Source organism: Nonomuraea lactucae (assembly GCF_003313395.1).
In the GTDB taxonomy this organism is placed as follows: domain Bacteria; phylum Actinomycetota; class Actinomycetes; order Streptosporangiales; family Streptosporangiaceae; genus Nonomuraea; species Nonomuraea lactucae.
Map to the genome: position 1 here is coordinate 1 of NZ_QNFZ01001003.1, position 13241 is coordinate 13241.

The 13241-nt window shown below is 71.2% G+C and carries 13 protein-coding genes; 7 read left to right on the forward strand and 6 right to left on the reverse strand.

Features of this window, described 5'->3' with window-relative positions; all coding sequences use genetic code 11:
- Both DQW85_RS36290 and DQW85_RS36295 read left to right on the forward strand, forming a co-directional pair.
- Nucleotides 1-805, forward strand: an 805-nt coding sequence (locus tag DQW85_RS36290; protein WP_162795662.1) for a helix-turn-helix domain-containing protein, incomplete at its 5' end; no start/stop codon positions are given.
- Between the two features lie 185 nt (nt 806-990).
- Nucleotides 991-1797: an SAM-dependent methyltransferase gene (locus DQW85_RS36295; protein WP_240197661.1), complete on the forward strand. Its 807-nt coding sequence runs from the start codon at nt 991-993 to the stop codon at nt 1795-1797.
- A gap of 66 nt (nt 1798-1863) precedes the next feature.
- Here the strand turns inward: DQW85_RS36295 and DQW85_RS36300 are convergent, their stop codons facing one another.
- A complete protein-coding gene (locus DQW85_RS36300; protein ID WP_113704271.1) occupies nt 1864-2682 on the reverse strand; it encodes a DUF4253 domain-containing protein in 819 nt (272 codons plus the stop codon).
- Nucleotides 2683-2954: 272 nt separating this feature from the next.
- Here DQW85_RS36300 and DQW85_RS36305 point away from each other — a divergent pair, with 272 nt between their 5' ends.
- Both DQW85_RS36305 and DQW85_RS36310 read left to right on the forward strand, forming a co-directional pair.
- On the forward strand, nt 2955-3542 hold the full coding sequence (locus tag DQW85_RS36305; protein ID WP_240197662.1) for an HAD family hydrolase: 588 nt from the start codon (nt 2955-2957) through the stop codon (nt 3540-3542).
- Between the two features lie 30 nt (nt 3543-3572).
- The gene (locus DQW85_RS36310; RefSeq protein ID WP_113704273.1) at nt 3573-4250 is read left to right on the forward strand and encodes a TenA family protein; all 678 of its coding nucleotides are present in this window, start codon (nt 3573-3575) and stop codon (nt 4248-4250) included.
- Between the two features lie 63 nt (nt 4251-4313).
- On the opposite strand, the gene DQW85_RS36315 is transcribed toward DQW85_RS36310, so the two are convergent.
- On the reverse strand, nt 4314-5438 hold the full coding sequence (locus tag DQW85_RS36315; protein WP_113704274.1) for a TIGR03118 family protein: 1125 nt from the start codon (nt 5436-5438) through the stop codon (nt 4314-4316).
- Between the two features lie 122 nt (nt 5439-5560).
- On the opposite strand from DQW85_RS36315, the gene ppgK reads away from it, so the two are divergent.
- Together ppgK and hrpA are read left to right on the forward strand one after the other, a co-directional pair.
- Nucleotides 5561-6316, forward strand: coding sequence for a polyphosphate--glucose phosphotransferase (gene ppgK / locus DQW85_RS36320; RefSeq protein WP_113704275.1), 756 nt, complete (start codon nt 5561-5563; stop codon nt 6314-6316).
- A 252-nt stretch (nt 6317-6568) separates the two neighbouring features.
- The gene (gene hrpA / locus DQW85_RS36325) at nt 6569-10444 is read left to right on the forward strand and encodes an ATP-dependent RNA helicase HrpA (protein ID WP_113704276.1); all 3876 of its coding nucleotides are present in this window, start codon (nt 6569-6571) and stop codon (nt 10442-10444) included.
- Here hrpA and DQW85_RS36330 read toward each other — a convergent pair.
- Nucleotides 10434-11036: a Uma2 family endonuclease gene (locus DQW85_RS36330; RefSeq protein ID WP_113704280.1), complete on the reverse strand. Its 603-nt coding sequence runs from the start codon at nt 11034-11036 to the stop codon at nt 10434-10436. The two genes, hrpA and DQW85_RS36330, sit on opposite strands and share 11 nt — an antisense overlap.
- A 135-nt stretch (nt 11037-11171) precedes the next feature.
- Here DQW85_RS36330 and DQW85_RS36335 point away from each other — a divergent pair, with 135 nt between their 5' ends.
- Nucleotides 11172-11825: an HAD family hydrolase gene (locus DQW85_RS36335; protein ID WP_113704277.1), complete on the forward strand. Its 654-nt coding sequence runs from the start codon at nt 11172-11174 to the stop codon at nt 11823-11825.
- Between the two features lie 45 nt (nt 11826-11870).
- Here DQW85_RS36335 and DQW85_RS36340 read toward each other — a convergent pair whose 3' ends face one another.
- From DQW85_RS36340 to DQW85_RS36350, 3 genes are all read right to left on the reverse strand, one after another.
- On the reverse strand, nt 11871-12197 hold the full coding sequence (locus tag DQW85_RS36340; protein WP_205315670.1) for a DUF5709 domain-containing protein: 327 nt from the start codon (nt 12195-12197) through the stop codon (nt 11871-11873).
- 10 nt (nt 12198-12207) lie between these two features.
- On the reverse strand, nt 12208-12444 hold the full coding sequence (locus tag DQW85_RS36345; protein WP_113704278.1) for a hypothetical protein: 237 nt from the start codon (nt 12442-12444) through the stop codon (nt 12208-12210).
- A 17-nt stretch (nt 12445-12461) separates the two neighbouring features.
- The coding region (locus tag DQW85_RS36350; RefSeq protein ID WP_162795663.1) for an amidohydrolase family protein at nt 12462-13241 on the reverse strand (780 nt) is incomplete at its 5' end.

Sequence of the window (13241 nt, forward strand, 5' to 3'; positions counted from 1 at the left end):
CGGCCTGCGCCTCGTGGCGGGCATGTCGCCCGAGCGGGCCGAGGCCGCCCTCGGCCGGGGCGCCGCCCGGATCGGGGCGATCGAGGACGGCCGCGCGGTCCCTCCGCCGGCCACCGTGGAACGCCTGCTGGACCTGTACGGCGTCGCCGCGCTGCCCGTCCGCGAGCACGTGCTCTCCCTCGCCCGAGGTGAGCGCGAACCCGCGTGGTGGGACGCGAGCTCGGTGCCCGTCTGGCTGGCCACCACCTACGCCCTGGAGCAGCGGGCCTCGGTGATCCGCACCTACCATCCGCAGCTGGTGCCCCCGCTGCTGCAGACCGAGGACTACGCGCGCGCCGCGATCACCGTGGCCGGTCTGGAGACGCTCGGCCAGGACTCTCTTGACGCCGCCGTGGGCCTCGTCCTGGCCCGCCAGGAGATGGTGGCCGACGGCCGCGGGCCGGTCGTGTGGGTCATCATGGACGAGGGCGTGCTGCTGCGCTCGATCGCCGAGCCCCGGGTGCACCTCGCGCAGCTCGACGCTCTCATCGGTCACGCCAAGCGGCCCAATGTCTCCTTGCACATCGTCCCCATCCGGGACCCGGCCTACCTGCCACGCACCGGGCCGTTCACGCTATGGCGTTTCGGCGAGGCATTCGAGCCCGACATCGCGTGCGCGCACTCCGTCGAAGCCGACGAATTGATCACCGATCCGGCCGCCGTCGAGGCGTTTCACCAGGCGTTCGCCAAGCTCTCGGTCACCACGACCAGGCGCGACGAAACCCTCGACCTGCTGAATACGTACCGTGACCGCGTCGCCCGTTGATGATCGACAATAACCGGGAAACGGATATTTCCTGATTCCATTTCGCGCCAATGGGTTGTTTTGTTGGGACATTTGGCTCATTTTTAACTTGGCCTTCCAAGCAGGGGGCGCTGGCGGAACTTTCCCGATAGAGGTATGTCGAGGGAAGGGGCGATACGCAAATGCGTCAACGTGCCATCCGAAACTTGGCGAAGCTCAACACGGGCCAGGCGCGTATCACCCGCATGCTGGACGCCGCCGCGGGAGGCAAGAACAACTTCGTGGCCGACAGGGAGGCCGTGCGCCGTTACGACGAGGCAGGTCCCGTCACCACCGCCGCGGCCAGGGCCGTGCTCGACTTCCTCGCGCGCGTGGTGAGGCACCTCGCCGCCTGCGGGATCGAGCAGTTCCTGATCATCGGCAGCGGCGTGCCCAGCGGGCTGCCCGCCGGTCACCAGCTGCACGACATCGCCCGCCAGGCGCCCGGCCGCCCCGGCGCGCGGGTCCTGTACGTGGAGAGCGATCCGATGGTGCTGGCCAACGCCCAGGCCACCATCGAGCCGGTGACCGACCTGGTGCGCGTGGTCGAGGGCGACGCGGCGCAGGTCGAGGACCTGCTCGCCGACCGGGTCGTCAGGACGTTCATCGACTGGGACCGGCCCGTGGGCATGCTGCTCGTCGCGACGTACGGCGTCGACGACGAGGAGGCGAGCCACGTGATCAAGTGCCTGTGCCACGCGGCCGCACGGGGCAGCTACCTCGGGCTGCTGCAGACGACGTTCGACGGCATCCCGCCGGAGCTGCTGCCCGCCATCCAGGAACTCCTCGCGATGACCCTGCCCGGCCACGTGATCCGCAGCCGTGAAGAGGTGGCGGCGCTGCTGGAGGGGCTGGACCTGGTGGAGCCCGGCCTGGTGTGGGTCACCCAGTGGCGGCCGGACGGCCAGGACCCCGCCTGGGAGGCTCGGGCCAGCACGTCGGGCAACTACGGCGCGGTGGCCCGCCTCCTCTGACCCCGCACCCGCCCCGCACCCGCACCCGCCCCCCGCGACCGCCCGGCCTCCGCGCCCGCCTCGGCGTCAGTCCCACCAGAACGACCAGGAGTGCCGGCCGATGATCTGCTCGGCGTAGCCTCGCAGGTCGCCGGGCCCCTGCACCACGTTGTCGGGGCAGAACGCCCAGTGCTCGGCGGCCACGTGCAGCGCGTGCTCGGCGTCCACCGGAGGCGCTGCCACGCTCAGCTCCAGGGTGTTGAAACCGACGCACACCACCCGCGCGCCGAACCGGTCCTCCCAGCTGCGCACCACCGCCGCCAGCGGCACCATCCACTCGTTGTGGTGCATCGCCCCCTGCCAGCCCATCACGGCCAGCGCGTCGGCGCCGCGGCCGGCCGCGACCAGCCCCAGCGGCAGCCCCCTCGCCGCCAGCTGGTCCGCGTGCCAGTCGGCCACCTCGCCGGGGTCGGCCTTCGGCACCCCCGGCACCGCCAGACCAGGGCAGAACGCTCCGTAGGGGTCGAGCTCGTCGAGCGCGTCGGACGGCATCGAGGCGACCCACTCCTGCCACACCTCGGCCATGAACCCCTCGGCCGTGAAGTGGTCGATCTGCGCCGGCTCGTCGGGCACGACCTGCCCGATCGACCAGGGCTGGGCCGACTCGTCGAGCAGCACGGGCCACAGGCCGCTGGCGGCGTGCTCGGCGCGCAGGCACGCCCAGGCCCCGCCGGGCGCCGGGTCCTGGCTCATCCAGAACGCGGGACGCGCGGGCTCTCCCTGCCCGGTGTAGCCGGGGTCGGGCCAGACGACCTCGCCCGGGGGCAGGACGGCCCTGAGCGTCCGCCCCCTGCCGCCGTCGGCGAACAGCTGGCAGAGCTCCTGCGGCAGCCGGTGATCGTTCATGCCCTACCGTTCCGATCTGGACCCGTCGGGGAGATGGTAGTGCCGAGCACCGACACGCCCCCGGGGGCCGGGATTTTTGTCCCGCGCGATCCCGGGTGGACGTACCTCCGGCGGGGTGGCCTGGACACCAGGACCGGCGGATCGGACCCCGCGGCCGTCAGGACTGGTACGGGGACGGTGCGGGACACCGCGACCGGAACATATCGCCCATTCCATGCCATCCGCTACGCAATCGTGCGTCACGGGCGCCCCGCCCGGCACAATGGATGGCCGTGACAACCTTCGACGCGGTGCTCTGCGATCTCGACGGCGTGCTGCGCCAGTTCGACCACGCCGTCCAGGCCGACATCGAGGCCCGCTACGGCCTGCCGCTCATGCGCACCGCCTTCGACCCCGCCCTGATCGGGCCGCCCACCCTCGGCCTGGCCACCACGCTCGAGTGGGCCGAGTCGGTGGCCGTCGCGCTGGGCGGCGACGAGCGGGCCAGGCAGGCGGTGGCCGAGTTCGTGGCGGTGCCGTTCCGGGTGGACGAGGAGGTCAGGGCGTTGCTGGCCCGGGCGCGGGAGCGCATGCCGGTGGTGCTGGTCACCAACGCCATGGACTCGCTCGAGGAGCACCTCGACCTGCTCGGGCTCACCTACTTCGCCGACGACGTGGTCAGCAGCGCGCGGGTCGGCGTCGCCAAGCCCGACAGGCGCATCTACGAGATCGCCGCGGAGCGGGCCGGAGTCCCGGCCGAGCGCTGCCTGTTCGTCGACGACCGCCTGGAGAACGTCGAGGCGGCCCGCGCCCTCGGCATGACCGGCGTCCACTTCCGCATCGCCGACGACCTCGCCGCCGCGCTGGGCACGCTGCGATAGGCGAGAGGAGTGGTCGACTACAGTCGGGGCGTGAGCGAGCAATCCTTCAGCGCCTGGCTGCGCGAGCGGTGCGAGCCCGAGTGGTCAGCGGTGGTGGGTCACCCGTTCGCCACGGCGATCACGACCGGCGAGGTGGCCGACGACGACATGCGGCGCTACCTGGAGCAGGACTTCCAGTTCGTCGACTCCTTCACCGCCCTGCTCGGAGCGGCCGTGGCCTGCGCCGGCTCGTTCGAGGCGCGGGTGCCGTACGGGCGCTTCCTCGGGCAGGTGGCGACGGCCGAGGAGAAGACCTACTTCCACCGGGCGCTCGCGGCGCTCGGCGGGCGCACGGACGTGGCGCCGGAGCCGGTCACGGAGGACTTCCGGAGGCTCATGGACGAGGTGCGGGCCTCGCAGGACTACCCGCTGATCGTGGCGGTGCTGTGCGTGGCCGAGTGGACCTACCTGGGCTGGGCGTCGCGGGCCGTGGAGCCGCTGCCCGAGAGCTTCGTGCACCGTGAGTGGATCGAGCTGCACGACGGCGTGGAGTTCCGCGGCTGGGTGCGGTTCCTGCGGGGCGAACTCGACCGGCTGGGCGACAACCTGGACGAGCGGCGGAGGCAGGAGGTGCTCGGCGTGTTCGCGCGGGCCGTCGAGCTGGAGCGCGGGTTCTTCGACATGGCCGCGGGCTCGGGGGAGCAGGTCACCGGCCGCCCGCCGCGCTAGCGGCGGGCCTTGTTTCCGGCACGGCCGCGCCAACCGTGCCGGAAACGTCAGCGGTCCGGGCCGTCAGTACCCGCCGTACGGCGACCCGTTTGATGACTTCGTGGGCGAGGAGTGTCCCGTGTGCGACGGGGACGGCGCGGACGACGGCGTGGTCGAGCGCGAGCCGCCCGAGCCCGCCGGCCGGATCAGCCCGAGAAGACCGTGCTGGCCGCCGTCGATGCCGGCCGCGAACCACAGGGCGTCGTCGCCGCCGTTCTCAGCGGTGCCCACTTCGAGGTCCCACAGGCCGGGCAGCGAGATCGGGCGGCCGTCGGAGCCGCGCATCGCGCCCAGGTGGCGGCCCTGGCGGTAGGCGTGGATGGTGCCGTCGCCGAAGTTGCCGACCAGCAGCGACCCGGCGTACGCGCCGCGCGGCGCCGCGGTGATCGCCCACGGGGCGTTGAGGCCGGTGCGCGCGATGCGCCCGGTCAGGCGGCCCGCGCCGTTGAACCGGCTGACGAAGCCCTTGCCGGCGCCCGCCACGGACTTGCCGGTCGCCGGGTCGCGCAGCGCGTACGCCACCCAGATGTTCCCGTTGGCGACGGCCACGTTGAACGGCGAGTAGTTGGAGGGGATCGCCGGGTCCCTGAACTGCCAGCGCCTCAGCCGGATGCGTTCGAAGTCCGAGTTGAAGGCGTGGATGCGGCGGCCCGCGAAGTCGGCGGCCAGCAGATAGTCGCCGTCGTCGGTCTCCGCGAGCGCGAGGCCCTTGTAGTCGGCGCCGCGCGTGAACGCCCCGATGATCGCGTTCTTGGGGTCGGCCTCGGCGTTCCAGCCGGTGATCGCGCCGCTGGGGCTGGAGAAGATGAAGGTGGCGGGCTTGCCCTTGACGGTGAACCCGTCCGTGGGGTTGTGCACCTGCCCGGTCGGGGCGCCACCGGGAATGGCGACCTCGGTCTGCTCCTTCCGGCCCTGGCCGGCGTAGACCGTGGCGGTGCCGGTGCCCGTGCCGGAGACCCACAGGGTCTTGCCCATGGCCAGCCCCCATGGGTTGACCAGCTTGGGATCGGTGACCGGGGCCTTGCCTCTGACATCTGACACGAGGTTGACGACGTCGAACCGCGTCCGGGGGGTGGCCTGTGCGGGAGTGGGGAGAGTGGCGCCCAGAACGACCGCAACAGCGCTGAGTGTGATGATGCGTAGCCGCATCCTTGCCTCCTTGTTAGCGCTTGTGACGCGAGATACGTGGGAGCCCGCGGGCAGGGTTCAGTAGGGTCCGGAAATATCCCCCGAGACGTTTCCCGACGGGTACACGCGGGAGAGGAAGGAATATGGACGTTCTGGGCATTGATATCGGCGGCTCCGGGATCAAAGGCGCTCCCGTCGATATAACGGCGGGAAAGCTGGTCGAGGACCGTGTGCGCATTCCCACCCCGCAACCGGCCAGGCCCGGCCCCGTCGCCGCCGTGGTGAGGCAGGTCGTCGAGCGTTTCTCCTGGTCGGGACCGGTGGGGGTGACGTTTCCCGGAGTGGTGAGGGACGGCGTGGTGATGACCGCCGCGAACGTCCACCACTCGTGGATCGGCGTCGACGCGGCGGAGCTGTTCGACGGGGCGGCGGTGCTGAACGACGCCGACGCGGCGGGCATCGCCGAAATGACGTTCGGCGAGGGCCGGAACCGGCGTGGCACCGTTCTGATGCTGACGTTCGGCACGGGCATCGGCAGCGCCCTGTTCGCCGACGGCGTACTGGTGCCCAACACCGAGTTCGGCCACCTGGAGATCCGCGGCAAGGAGGCCGAGCACCGCGCCTCCGACCGCGTACGCGAGGAGAACGGCCTGAGCTGGGACAAGTGGGCCGGGCGGGTGGAGGAGTACCTGCGCCACGTGGAGATGCTGCTTTCCCCGTCGCTGATCGTCGTCGGCGGCGGCGCCAGCAGGAAGGCCGACAAGTGGCTCCCGTACGTTCACATCGACACGCCGGTGGTGCCGGCGGCCCTGCAGAACGAGGCAGGCATCATCGGCGCCGCCCAGATGGCCTTTCTCGCCGGCCCTGACCGTGGGATCGTCTCTCTCCACGGCCGCTGACCTGCAAGATCGAAAAAGTCGGTCCGCGGGCGCAACCGTTGGGTCCTCTCGGGAGTCAAATGAAGTGACCGTGACCGTCCACGACGACGACTCTGGGGAGAGTGGGCCAGCCGTGGGCGGTCGCGGCCCGGCATGGGGCCGGGGAGGACCGTCGCCGTCGCGACCCGTTATCGGGATGCGGAGGGCCGCCGCCGTCGGGCAGCATGGTCTGTTGGCTCCGCGCGCGCGGCGCTCAAATATCCTGAAAGCAGTATGGGAACCTCTGCGTTGTCCTCTCCACTCACCGAGCTCCAGTCCCGCCTGCCCGAGCTCATGCCGCGTGACCAGCGGCGGCTGCGGCGCAGGCTCGACGGCGTGCGCCGGGTGCGCTCCCGCGAGGCGCGCGACAAGATCGCGGCGGAGATCCTCGCCGACGTGGAGCGGGCCGAGCAACGGCTGCTGCGGCGCCGCGAAGCCGTGCCGCCGGTCAAATATCCGGAGCAGCTGCCGGTCTCCCAGCGCAAGGACGACATCCTGGAGGCCATCCGCGACCACCAGGTCGTGATCATCGCCGGTGAGACCGGGTCCGGCAAGACCACGCAGATCCCCAAGATCTGCCTGGAGCTCGGCCGCGGCGTCCGCGGCCTGATCGGCCACACGCAGCCGCGCCGCATCGCCGCCCGCACGGTCGCCGAGCGCATCGCCGAGGAACTCGGCACCGAGCTGGGCGAGGTCGTCGGCTACAAGGTGCGCTTCACCGACCAGGCGAGCGACCGCACGCTGGTCAAGCTCATGACCGACGGCATCCTGCTCGCCGAGCTGCAGCACGACCGGCTGCTGGAGCAGTACGACACCCTCATCATCGACGAGGCGCACGAGCGCAGCCTCAACATCGACTTCATCCTCGGCTACCTCAAGCAGCTCCTGCCCAGGCGCCCCGACCTCAAGGTCGTCATCACCAGCGCCACCATCGACCCCGAGCGGTTCTCCCGCCACTTCGGCGACGCCCCGATCATCGAGGTCTCCGGCCGCACCTACCCCGTCGAGGTCCGCTACCGGCCGCTCGGCGACGACGACGACCAGACTCAGGGCATCGTCGACGCCTGCCGGGAGCTCACCGCGGAGGGCCCCGGCGACGTGCTCGTCTTCCTCAGCGGCGAGCGCGAGATCCGCGACGCGGCCGACGCGCTGGTCAAGGCCGACTTCCGCAACACCGAGGTGCTGCCGCTCTACGCCCGGCTGAGCGCCGCCGAGCAGCACCGGGTGTTCCAGCGCCACACGGGCCGCCGCATCGTGCTCGCCACCAACGTGGCCGAGACGTCGCTCACGGTGCCAGGCATCAAATACGTCGTCGACCCCGGCTACGCCCGCATCTCGCGCTACAGCCACCGCACCAAGGTGCAGCGCCTGCCCATCGAGGCCGTCTCACAGGCGAGCGCCAACCAGCGCAAGGGCCGCTCGGGCCGCACCTCCGACGGCGTCTGCGTCCGGCTCTACGAGGAGGACGACTTCCTCGGCCGGCCCGAGTTCACCGACCCCGAGATCCTGCGCACCAACCTCGCGTCGGTCATCCTGCAGATGACCTCGATCGGGCTGGGCGACATCGAGGCGTTCCCGTTCGTCGAGCCGCCCGACCGCCGCCAGGTGCGCGACGGCGTCAACCTCCTCCACGAGCTGGGCGCGTTCGACGCGCAGGGCGAGCTCACCCCCATCGGCCGCAAGCTGGCCGGCCTGCCGGTCGACCCGCGCCTGGGCCGCATGGTGCTGGAGTCGGAGAAGAACGGCTGCCTGCGCGAGGTCATGGTGATCGCCGCCGCGCTGTCCATCCAGGACCCGCGCGAGCGCCCCTCCGACAAGCAGCAGCAGGCCGACGAGAAGCACCGCCGCTTCGCCGACCCCGAGTCCGACTTCCTGACCTACGTCAACCTGTGGCACTACTTGCAGGACAAGCAGAAGGAGCTGTCCTCCAGCGCCTTCAGGCGGCTGTGCAAGGCCGAGTTCCTCAACTACCTGCGCGTACGCGAGTGGCAGGACATCTACAGCCAGCTGCGCCAGTCGCTCGGCGTCCAGCCCAACAGCGCGCCCGCCGACGCCCACGGCATCCACGTGTCGCTGCTGGCCGGGCTGCTGTCGCACATCGGCGTCAAGGACGTCGTGGACAAACAGCAGCGCGCCTCCGACGGGCGGCGCCCGATCCAGGAATACCTCGGCGCCCGCAACGCCCGCTTCGCCGTCTTCCCCGGCTCCGCGCTGGCCAGGAAACAGCCGCAGTGGGTGATGTCCGCCGAGCTGGTCGAGACCTCCCGGCTCTGGGCCCGGGTCAACGCCAAGATCGAGCCGGCCTGGGTCGAGCCGCTCGCCCAGCACCTGGTCAAGCGCTCCTACTCCGAGCCCCACTGGGAGAAGGACCAGGGCGCGGTGATCGCGCTGGAGAAGGTCACGCTGTACGGCGTGCCGCTCGTCGTCGGCCGCAAGGTCAACTACGGCCGCATCGACCCCGAGCTGTCGCGTGAGCTGTTCATCAGACACGCCCTCGTCCAGGGCGAGTGGGACAGCCACCACAGGTTCCTGCGCGAGAACCGCAGGCTGCTTGAAGAGGTCGAGGAGCTGGAGAACAGGGCGCGCCGCCGCGACATCATGGTCGACGACGAGGCCCTGTTCGACTTCTACGACCAGCGGGTCCCGGCTGACGTGGTCTCGGCGCGCCACTTCGACTCCTGGTGGAAGAAGGCGCAGGCGGGCGATCCCGGCCTGCTCACGTACTCGCCGGAGATGCTCGTCAACGAGGGCGCCGACGTCAGCGCCCGCGACTACCCCGACACGTGGCGGCAGCTCGGCCAGCGGATGAGGCTCACCTACCAGTTCGAGCCCGGCACCGACGCCGACGGCGTGACCGTCCACGTGCCCCTCCAGGTGCTCAACCAGGTCAGCTCCGACGGGTTCGACTGGCAGATCCCCGGCCTGCGCGAGGAGCTGATCACCGAGCTGATCAGGTCGCTGCCCAAGCAGTTGCGCCGCAACTTCGTTCCCGCGCCCAACTACGCCAGGCAGGTGCTCGAGAACGTCCGCCAGGGCGGCGAGCCGCTGCTGGAGGCCGTCGAGCGCGAGCTGCTGCGGCTGACCGGCGTCCGCGTGCCGCGCGACGCCTGGCAGCTCGACCAGGTTCCCGATCATCTGCGCATCACCTACCGCGTGATCGACGAGCGCAAGCGCACGGTCGCCGAGGACAAGGACCTCGACGGACTCAAGCGCCGCCTGGCCCCGCACCTGCGCCGGACGCTGTCAGCGGCGGCGGACGACCTGGAGCAGTCGGGCCTGCACACGTGGAGCTTCGGCACGCTGCCCAAGGTGTTCGAGCAGGGGCGCATGAAGGGCTATCCGGCCCTGGTCGACGACGGCGACTCGGTCTCCATCAAGATCTTCGAAACCGAGGCCGAGCAGCGCCGCTCCCACTGGCCGGGCACCCGCCGGCTGCTGCTGCTCAACGTCGTCAACCCGGCCAGGTCACTGCTCGGCGGCCTGCCCAACAACGCCAAGCTGGCCCTGTCGCGCAGCCCGCACGGCGGCGCGGTGGCGCTCTTCGGCGACGTGGTGGACGCGGCGGTCGACAAGCTCGTGCGCGACCTGGGCGGCCCGGCCTGGGATCCGGTCTCGTTCGACCGGCTCTACCAGCACGTCAGGGCGGAGCTCCACGACACTGCGGCCGACGTGCTGGGCAAGGTGGAGCAGATCCTGAGCGTATGGCACGCGGCGGGCACCCGCCTGGAGTCGCTGCGGTCCAGCGCCTCGACGGACGACGTCCGTGACCAGCTCGGCAAGCTCGTGTACGCGGGATTCGTCACCGCGACCGGTCACCGCCGCCTGCCGGACGTGCTGCGCTATCTGCGGGCCGCCGAGCGGAGGCTGACCAAGCTGCCGGAGGAGCCGTGGCGCGACGAGGAGTGGATGGACCGGGTGCACAAGGTCGAGGACGACTATCACGACCTGTTGGAGCGCCTGCATCCCACCAGGCGCTCGGATCCGGATGTGGTGGAGATCCGATGGATGATCGAGGAGTTGCGGGTCAGCTTCTTCGCCCAGACGCTCGGCACGCCCACCCCGGTCTCGGAGAAGCGCATCGCCAAGGCGATGGAGAAGCTCAGCCCTTGAAGACCGAGGTGTCGAGCTCGAGGTCGATCGGCTTGGGCAGGAGCAGCGGGGCGCCCAGCGGGGCCGTGTGGACGGTGCGGTAGGCGCCGTCGTCGACGTTGCTGAACACGGTGACCGTGGGCCGCTTGTCGACAGGATCGATCAGCAGGTAGATCGGCACGGAGCCTTGCGCGTAGATGAAGGGCTTGTCTTCGTGGTCGCGCCGGACGCTGCTCGGCGAGACCACCTCGGCCACCAGGATGACGCCCGAGGAGAGCAACTCCAGATTCCCCCAGCGGGGACAGTCGGCCGGAGAGAGGACGTAGTCGGGTGCCGCCGGCTCACGCGAGCCTTCGATGCAGATGCTGACGCCGCCCACCGATCCCCGCCATCCGTGCTGCTGGCGGAGGGGAAGGAGCGCATCGTGCAGGTCTGCGGCGATCCAACTGTGTTCGGGGGTGCCCAGGGGGCTCACTATCAGATCTCCTTGTATCACTTCGGCCCGGAAACCGGGGAGCTCCGGGAGCGCGTCGAACAGATCGCGAGCCGTCTCGGGCAGATGCCCCTCGCCGGTGAACTCCAGCCTGGCACACTCACGCTGCTTTTCGATCATGACCGCGATCATGAGATATCCCTTCGTAATCGAACGGGCACGCTAAGTATCGCATCGACAAGTTGCCGTCGCACCCCTTTTCCGCCGCACCAGGCGAACCTCCGTACAGTTGGGGGCGGACGAGAAGGGGGTCTGATGATCAAGGCAGTGGTGCTCGACGTCGGTGAGACGCTCATCGACGAGACGCGCATCTGGTCACGCTGGGCCGACAGGCTGGGCGTGAGCAGGTTCGTGATGATGGGCGCGCTCGGCGGGATGGCCGCGCTCGACCGTTCGCACCGCGAGGCCTTCGAGCTCGTACGGCCCGGCCTGGACCTCACGGCCGAGCTGGCGGCCTGGGAGCGGGACGAGCCCCACAGCCTGCGCAACCACTTCGATGCCGCCGACCTCTACCCCGACGTCCGCGAGGCGCTCGCCGGGCTGCGCGCGGGCGGATACCAGGTGATCATCGCGGGCAACCAACCGGCCAGGGCCTACGACGCCCTGGTCGCCATGGACCTGCCGGTCGATTCGGTGCACACCTCAGACGGCTGGGGGGTCGCCAAGCCCGCACCCGAGTTCTTCGCCAAGGTGGCCTCGGTGGCGGGCAGGGAGCCCGGCGAGATCCTCTACGTCGGCGACCGGCTCGACAACGACGTGCTGCCGGCCGCCCGGGCGGGCATGCGCACGGCGCTGCTGCGGCGCGGGCCATGGGGCTACCTGCACGCCGAACGGCCGCAGGCGAAGGCGGCCGACGTGGTCGCCGCCGACCTTCACGCCCTGCTGCCCGCCCTGGAACGGATGACCTGACCCGCCCTCCTGTCGTCTGACCCGGCTTCCCGCTGCCGGGCAGGGTCACCTCGTCGGGTCTTCCGGCTCGACGCGGATGGCGCGCTCCTCGGCCGAGAAGTCGCCGCCGTCCTCCCCCCAGTCCTCCCCGACCTCGTCCTTCTCGAGATCCGGGGCCAGACCCTCGTCGGGCTGGGTGATCCGGTGCTCGGGCCGCCGGGCCCGTTCCCCGCGATCGGGCTTCTCCCGCCGGAGCCGCTCGTCCAGCGTGTCCTGGTGCCGCGGATCGTCCTCCTCGATGCGGTGGCTCAGGCCGCGGTCGTCGGTGGCCGCGTCGACCTCGATCTGCTGCTCGTCGGCCAGGCCGTGCCTGTCCGGAGATTGTTCGGTCATACGCGACCCCTTACCCGGCAGCCCGTCCGAAACCTCGGCGCCGGCGTCCGACCGCCGCGCCGACGAGCGAGCGCGGATCCGCGGCACCGGCGAGCATCCCGTCCGGCAGCACGTCGATCAGGCGTGCGTGGCCGAACGCGCTCCCGTATGGCTGCGCGGCCAGGGGGTGGCCGAGCGCTGGATCCGCGCCGGACCCGGCTCGCCCCGAGCACACCATGCCCGTGGGCGCGTACCTGGTGTTGTGCACAATGAGGTCCGCTGGAGTCAGGTGGGGAGCTGAGGCCGGACGCGACCGCCGACGACCGTGGCGAGGCACGACGGGCGGGCGAGCAGGGCGCTGTACGGGTAGCGGCCGCGTGCGTCGAACACCGCGAAGTCGGCGCGGCTGCCCGGGCCCAGGGAGCCGATCCGGCCGGTGCCTCTGCGCATGCCGAGCGCCTGGGCCCCGCCGAGCGTGGCCGCCTCGACGAGCTTGCGGTCCAGCCCACGGGTGCGCAGGCCGACCGCCCGCGCCCGTTCCCGGATGTCGCGCGCCTGCCGCAGCAGGTCGGCGTCCGGGGTGGGGCAGCGGGTGCAGAGGGCGACGTCGTTGCCCTCGTCCAGCAGGGCGAGCAGGTCGTCGGGCCGCGACGGGGACGGGCACACGGCCACCGACGTCCTGCGCAGCCTGAGCAGCTTGCGTTCGCCCGGATCCAGCGGCCTCGCGCAGGTCGCGTGGCAGTGCGGCCCGAGGATGCCGGCCTCGTCGAGCACGGCGGGGGAGTGCAGGCCGAGGTCCACCAGCAGGCGCAGGCCGAACGTCCTGGCCAGCACGGCGACGTCCTCCAGAACCAGCGGGTCGGGCGTCCGGGCTGCGATGCCCACGGCGTGCGGCCGGTCCATCTCGCGGATCGCGGTGATGACCGCGTCGCGCCCCTCGTCCTCCCAGGCGTCCTCCGACCCGCACGCCACCTCCACGTACGACACCCCTGGCAGCGGCGCGTGATCGGCCAGGTCCGCGACGGCGCCGCCGCGCGCGGTCACGCCCGGGGCGGGCGGTCCGCC

Coding starts and splice junctions, on each gene's coding strand:
- DQW85_RS36300 (WP_113704271.1), bottom strand. CDS start 2,682: ATGAACGATCACCGGCTGCCGCAGGAGCTCTGCCAGCTGTTCGCCGAC.
- DQW85_RS36315 (WP_113704274.1), bottom strand. CDS start 5,438: ATGCGGCTACGCATCATCACACTCAGCGCTGTTGCGGTCGTTCTGGGC.
- ppgK (WP_113704275.1), top strand. CDS start 5,561: ATGGACGTTCTGGGCATTGATATCGGCGGCTCCGGGATCAAAGGCGCT.
- hrpA (WP_113704276.1), top strand. CDS start 6,569: ATGGGAACCTCTGCGTTGTCCTCTCCACTCACCGAGCTCCAGTCCCGC.
- DQW85_RS36330 (WP_113704280.1), bottom strand. CDS start 11,036: ATGATCGAAAAGCAGCGTGAGTGTGCCAGGCTGGAGTTCACCGGCGAG.
- DQW85_RS36335 (WP_113704277.1), top strand. CDS start 11,172: ATGATCAAGGCAGTGGTGCTCGACGTCGGTGAGACGCTCATCGACGAG.
- DQW85_RS36340 (WP_205315670.1), bottom strand. CDS start 12,197: ATGACCGAACAATCTCCGGACAGGCACGGCCTGGCCGACGAGCAGCAG.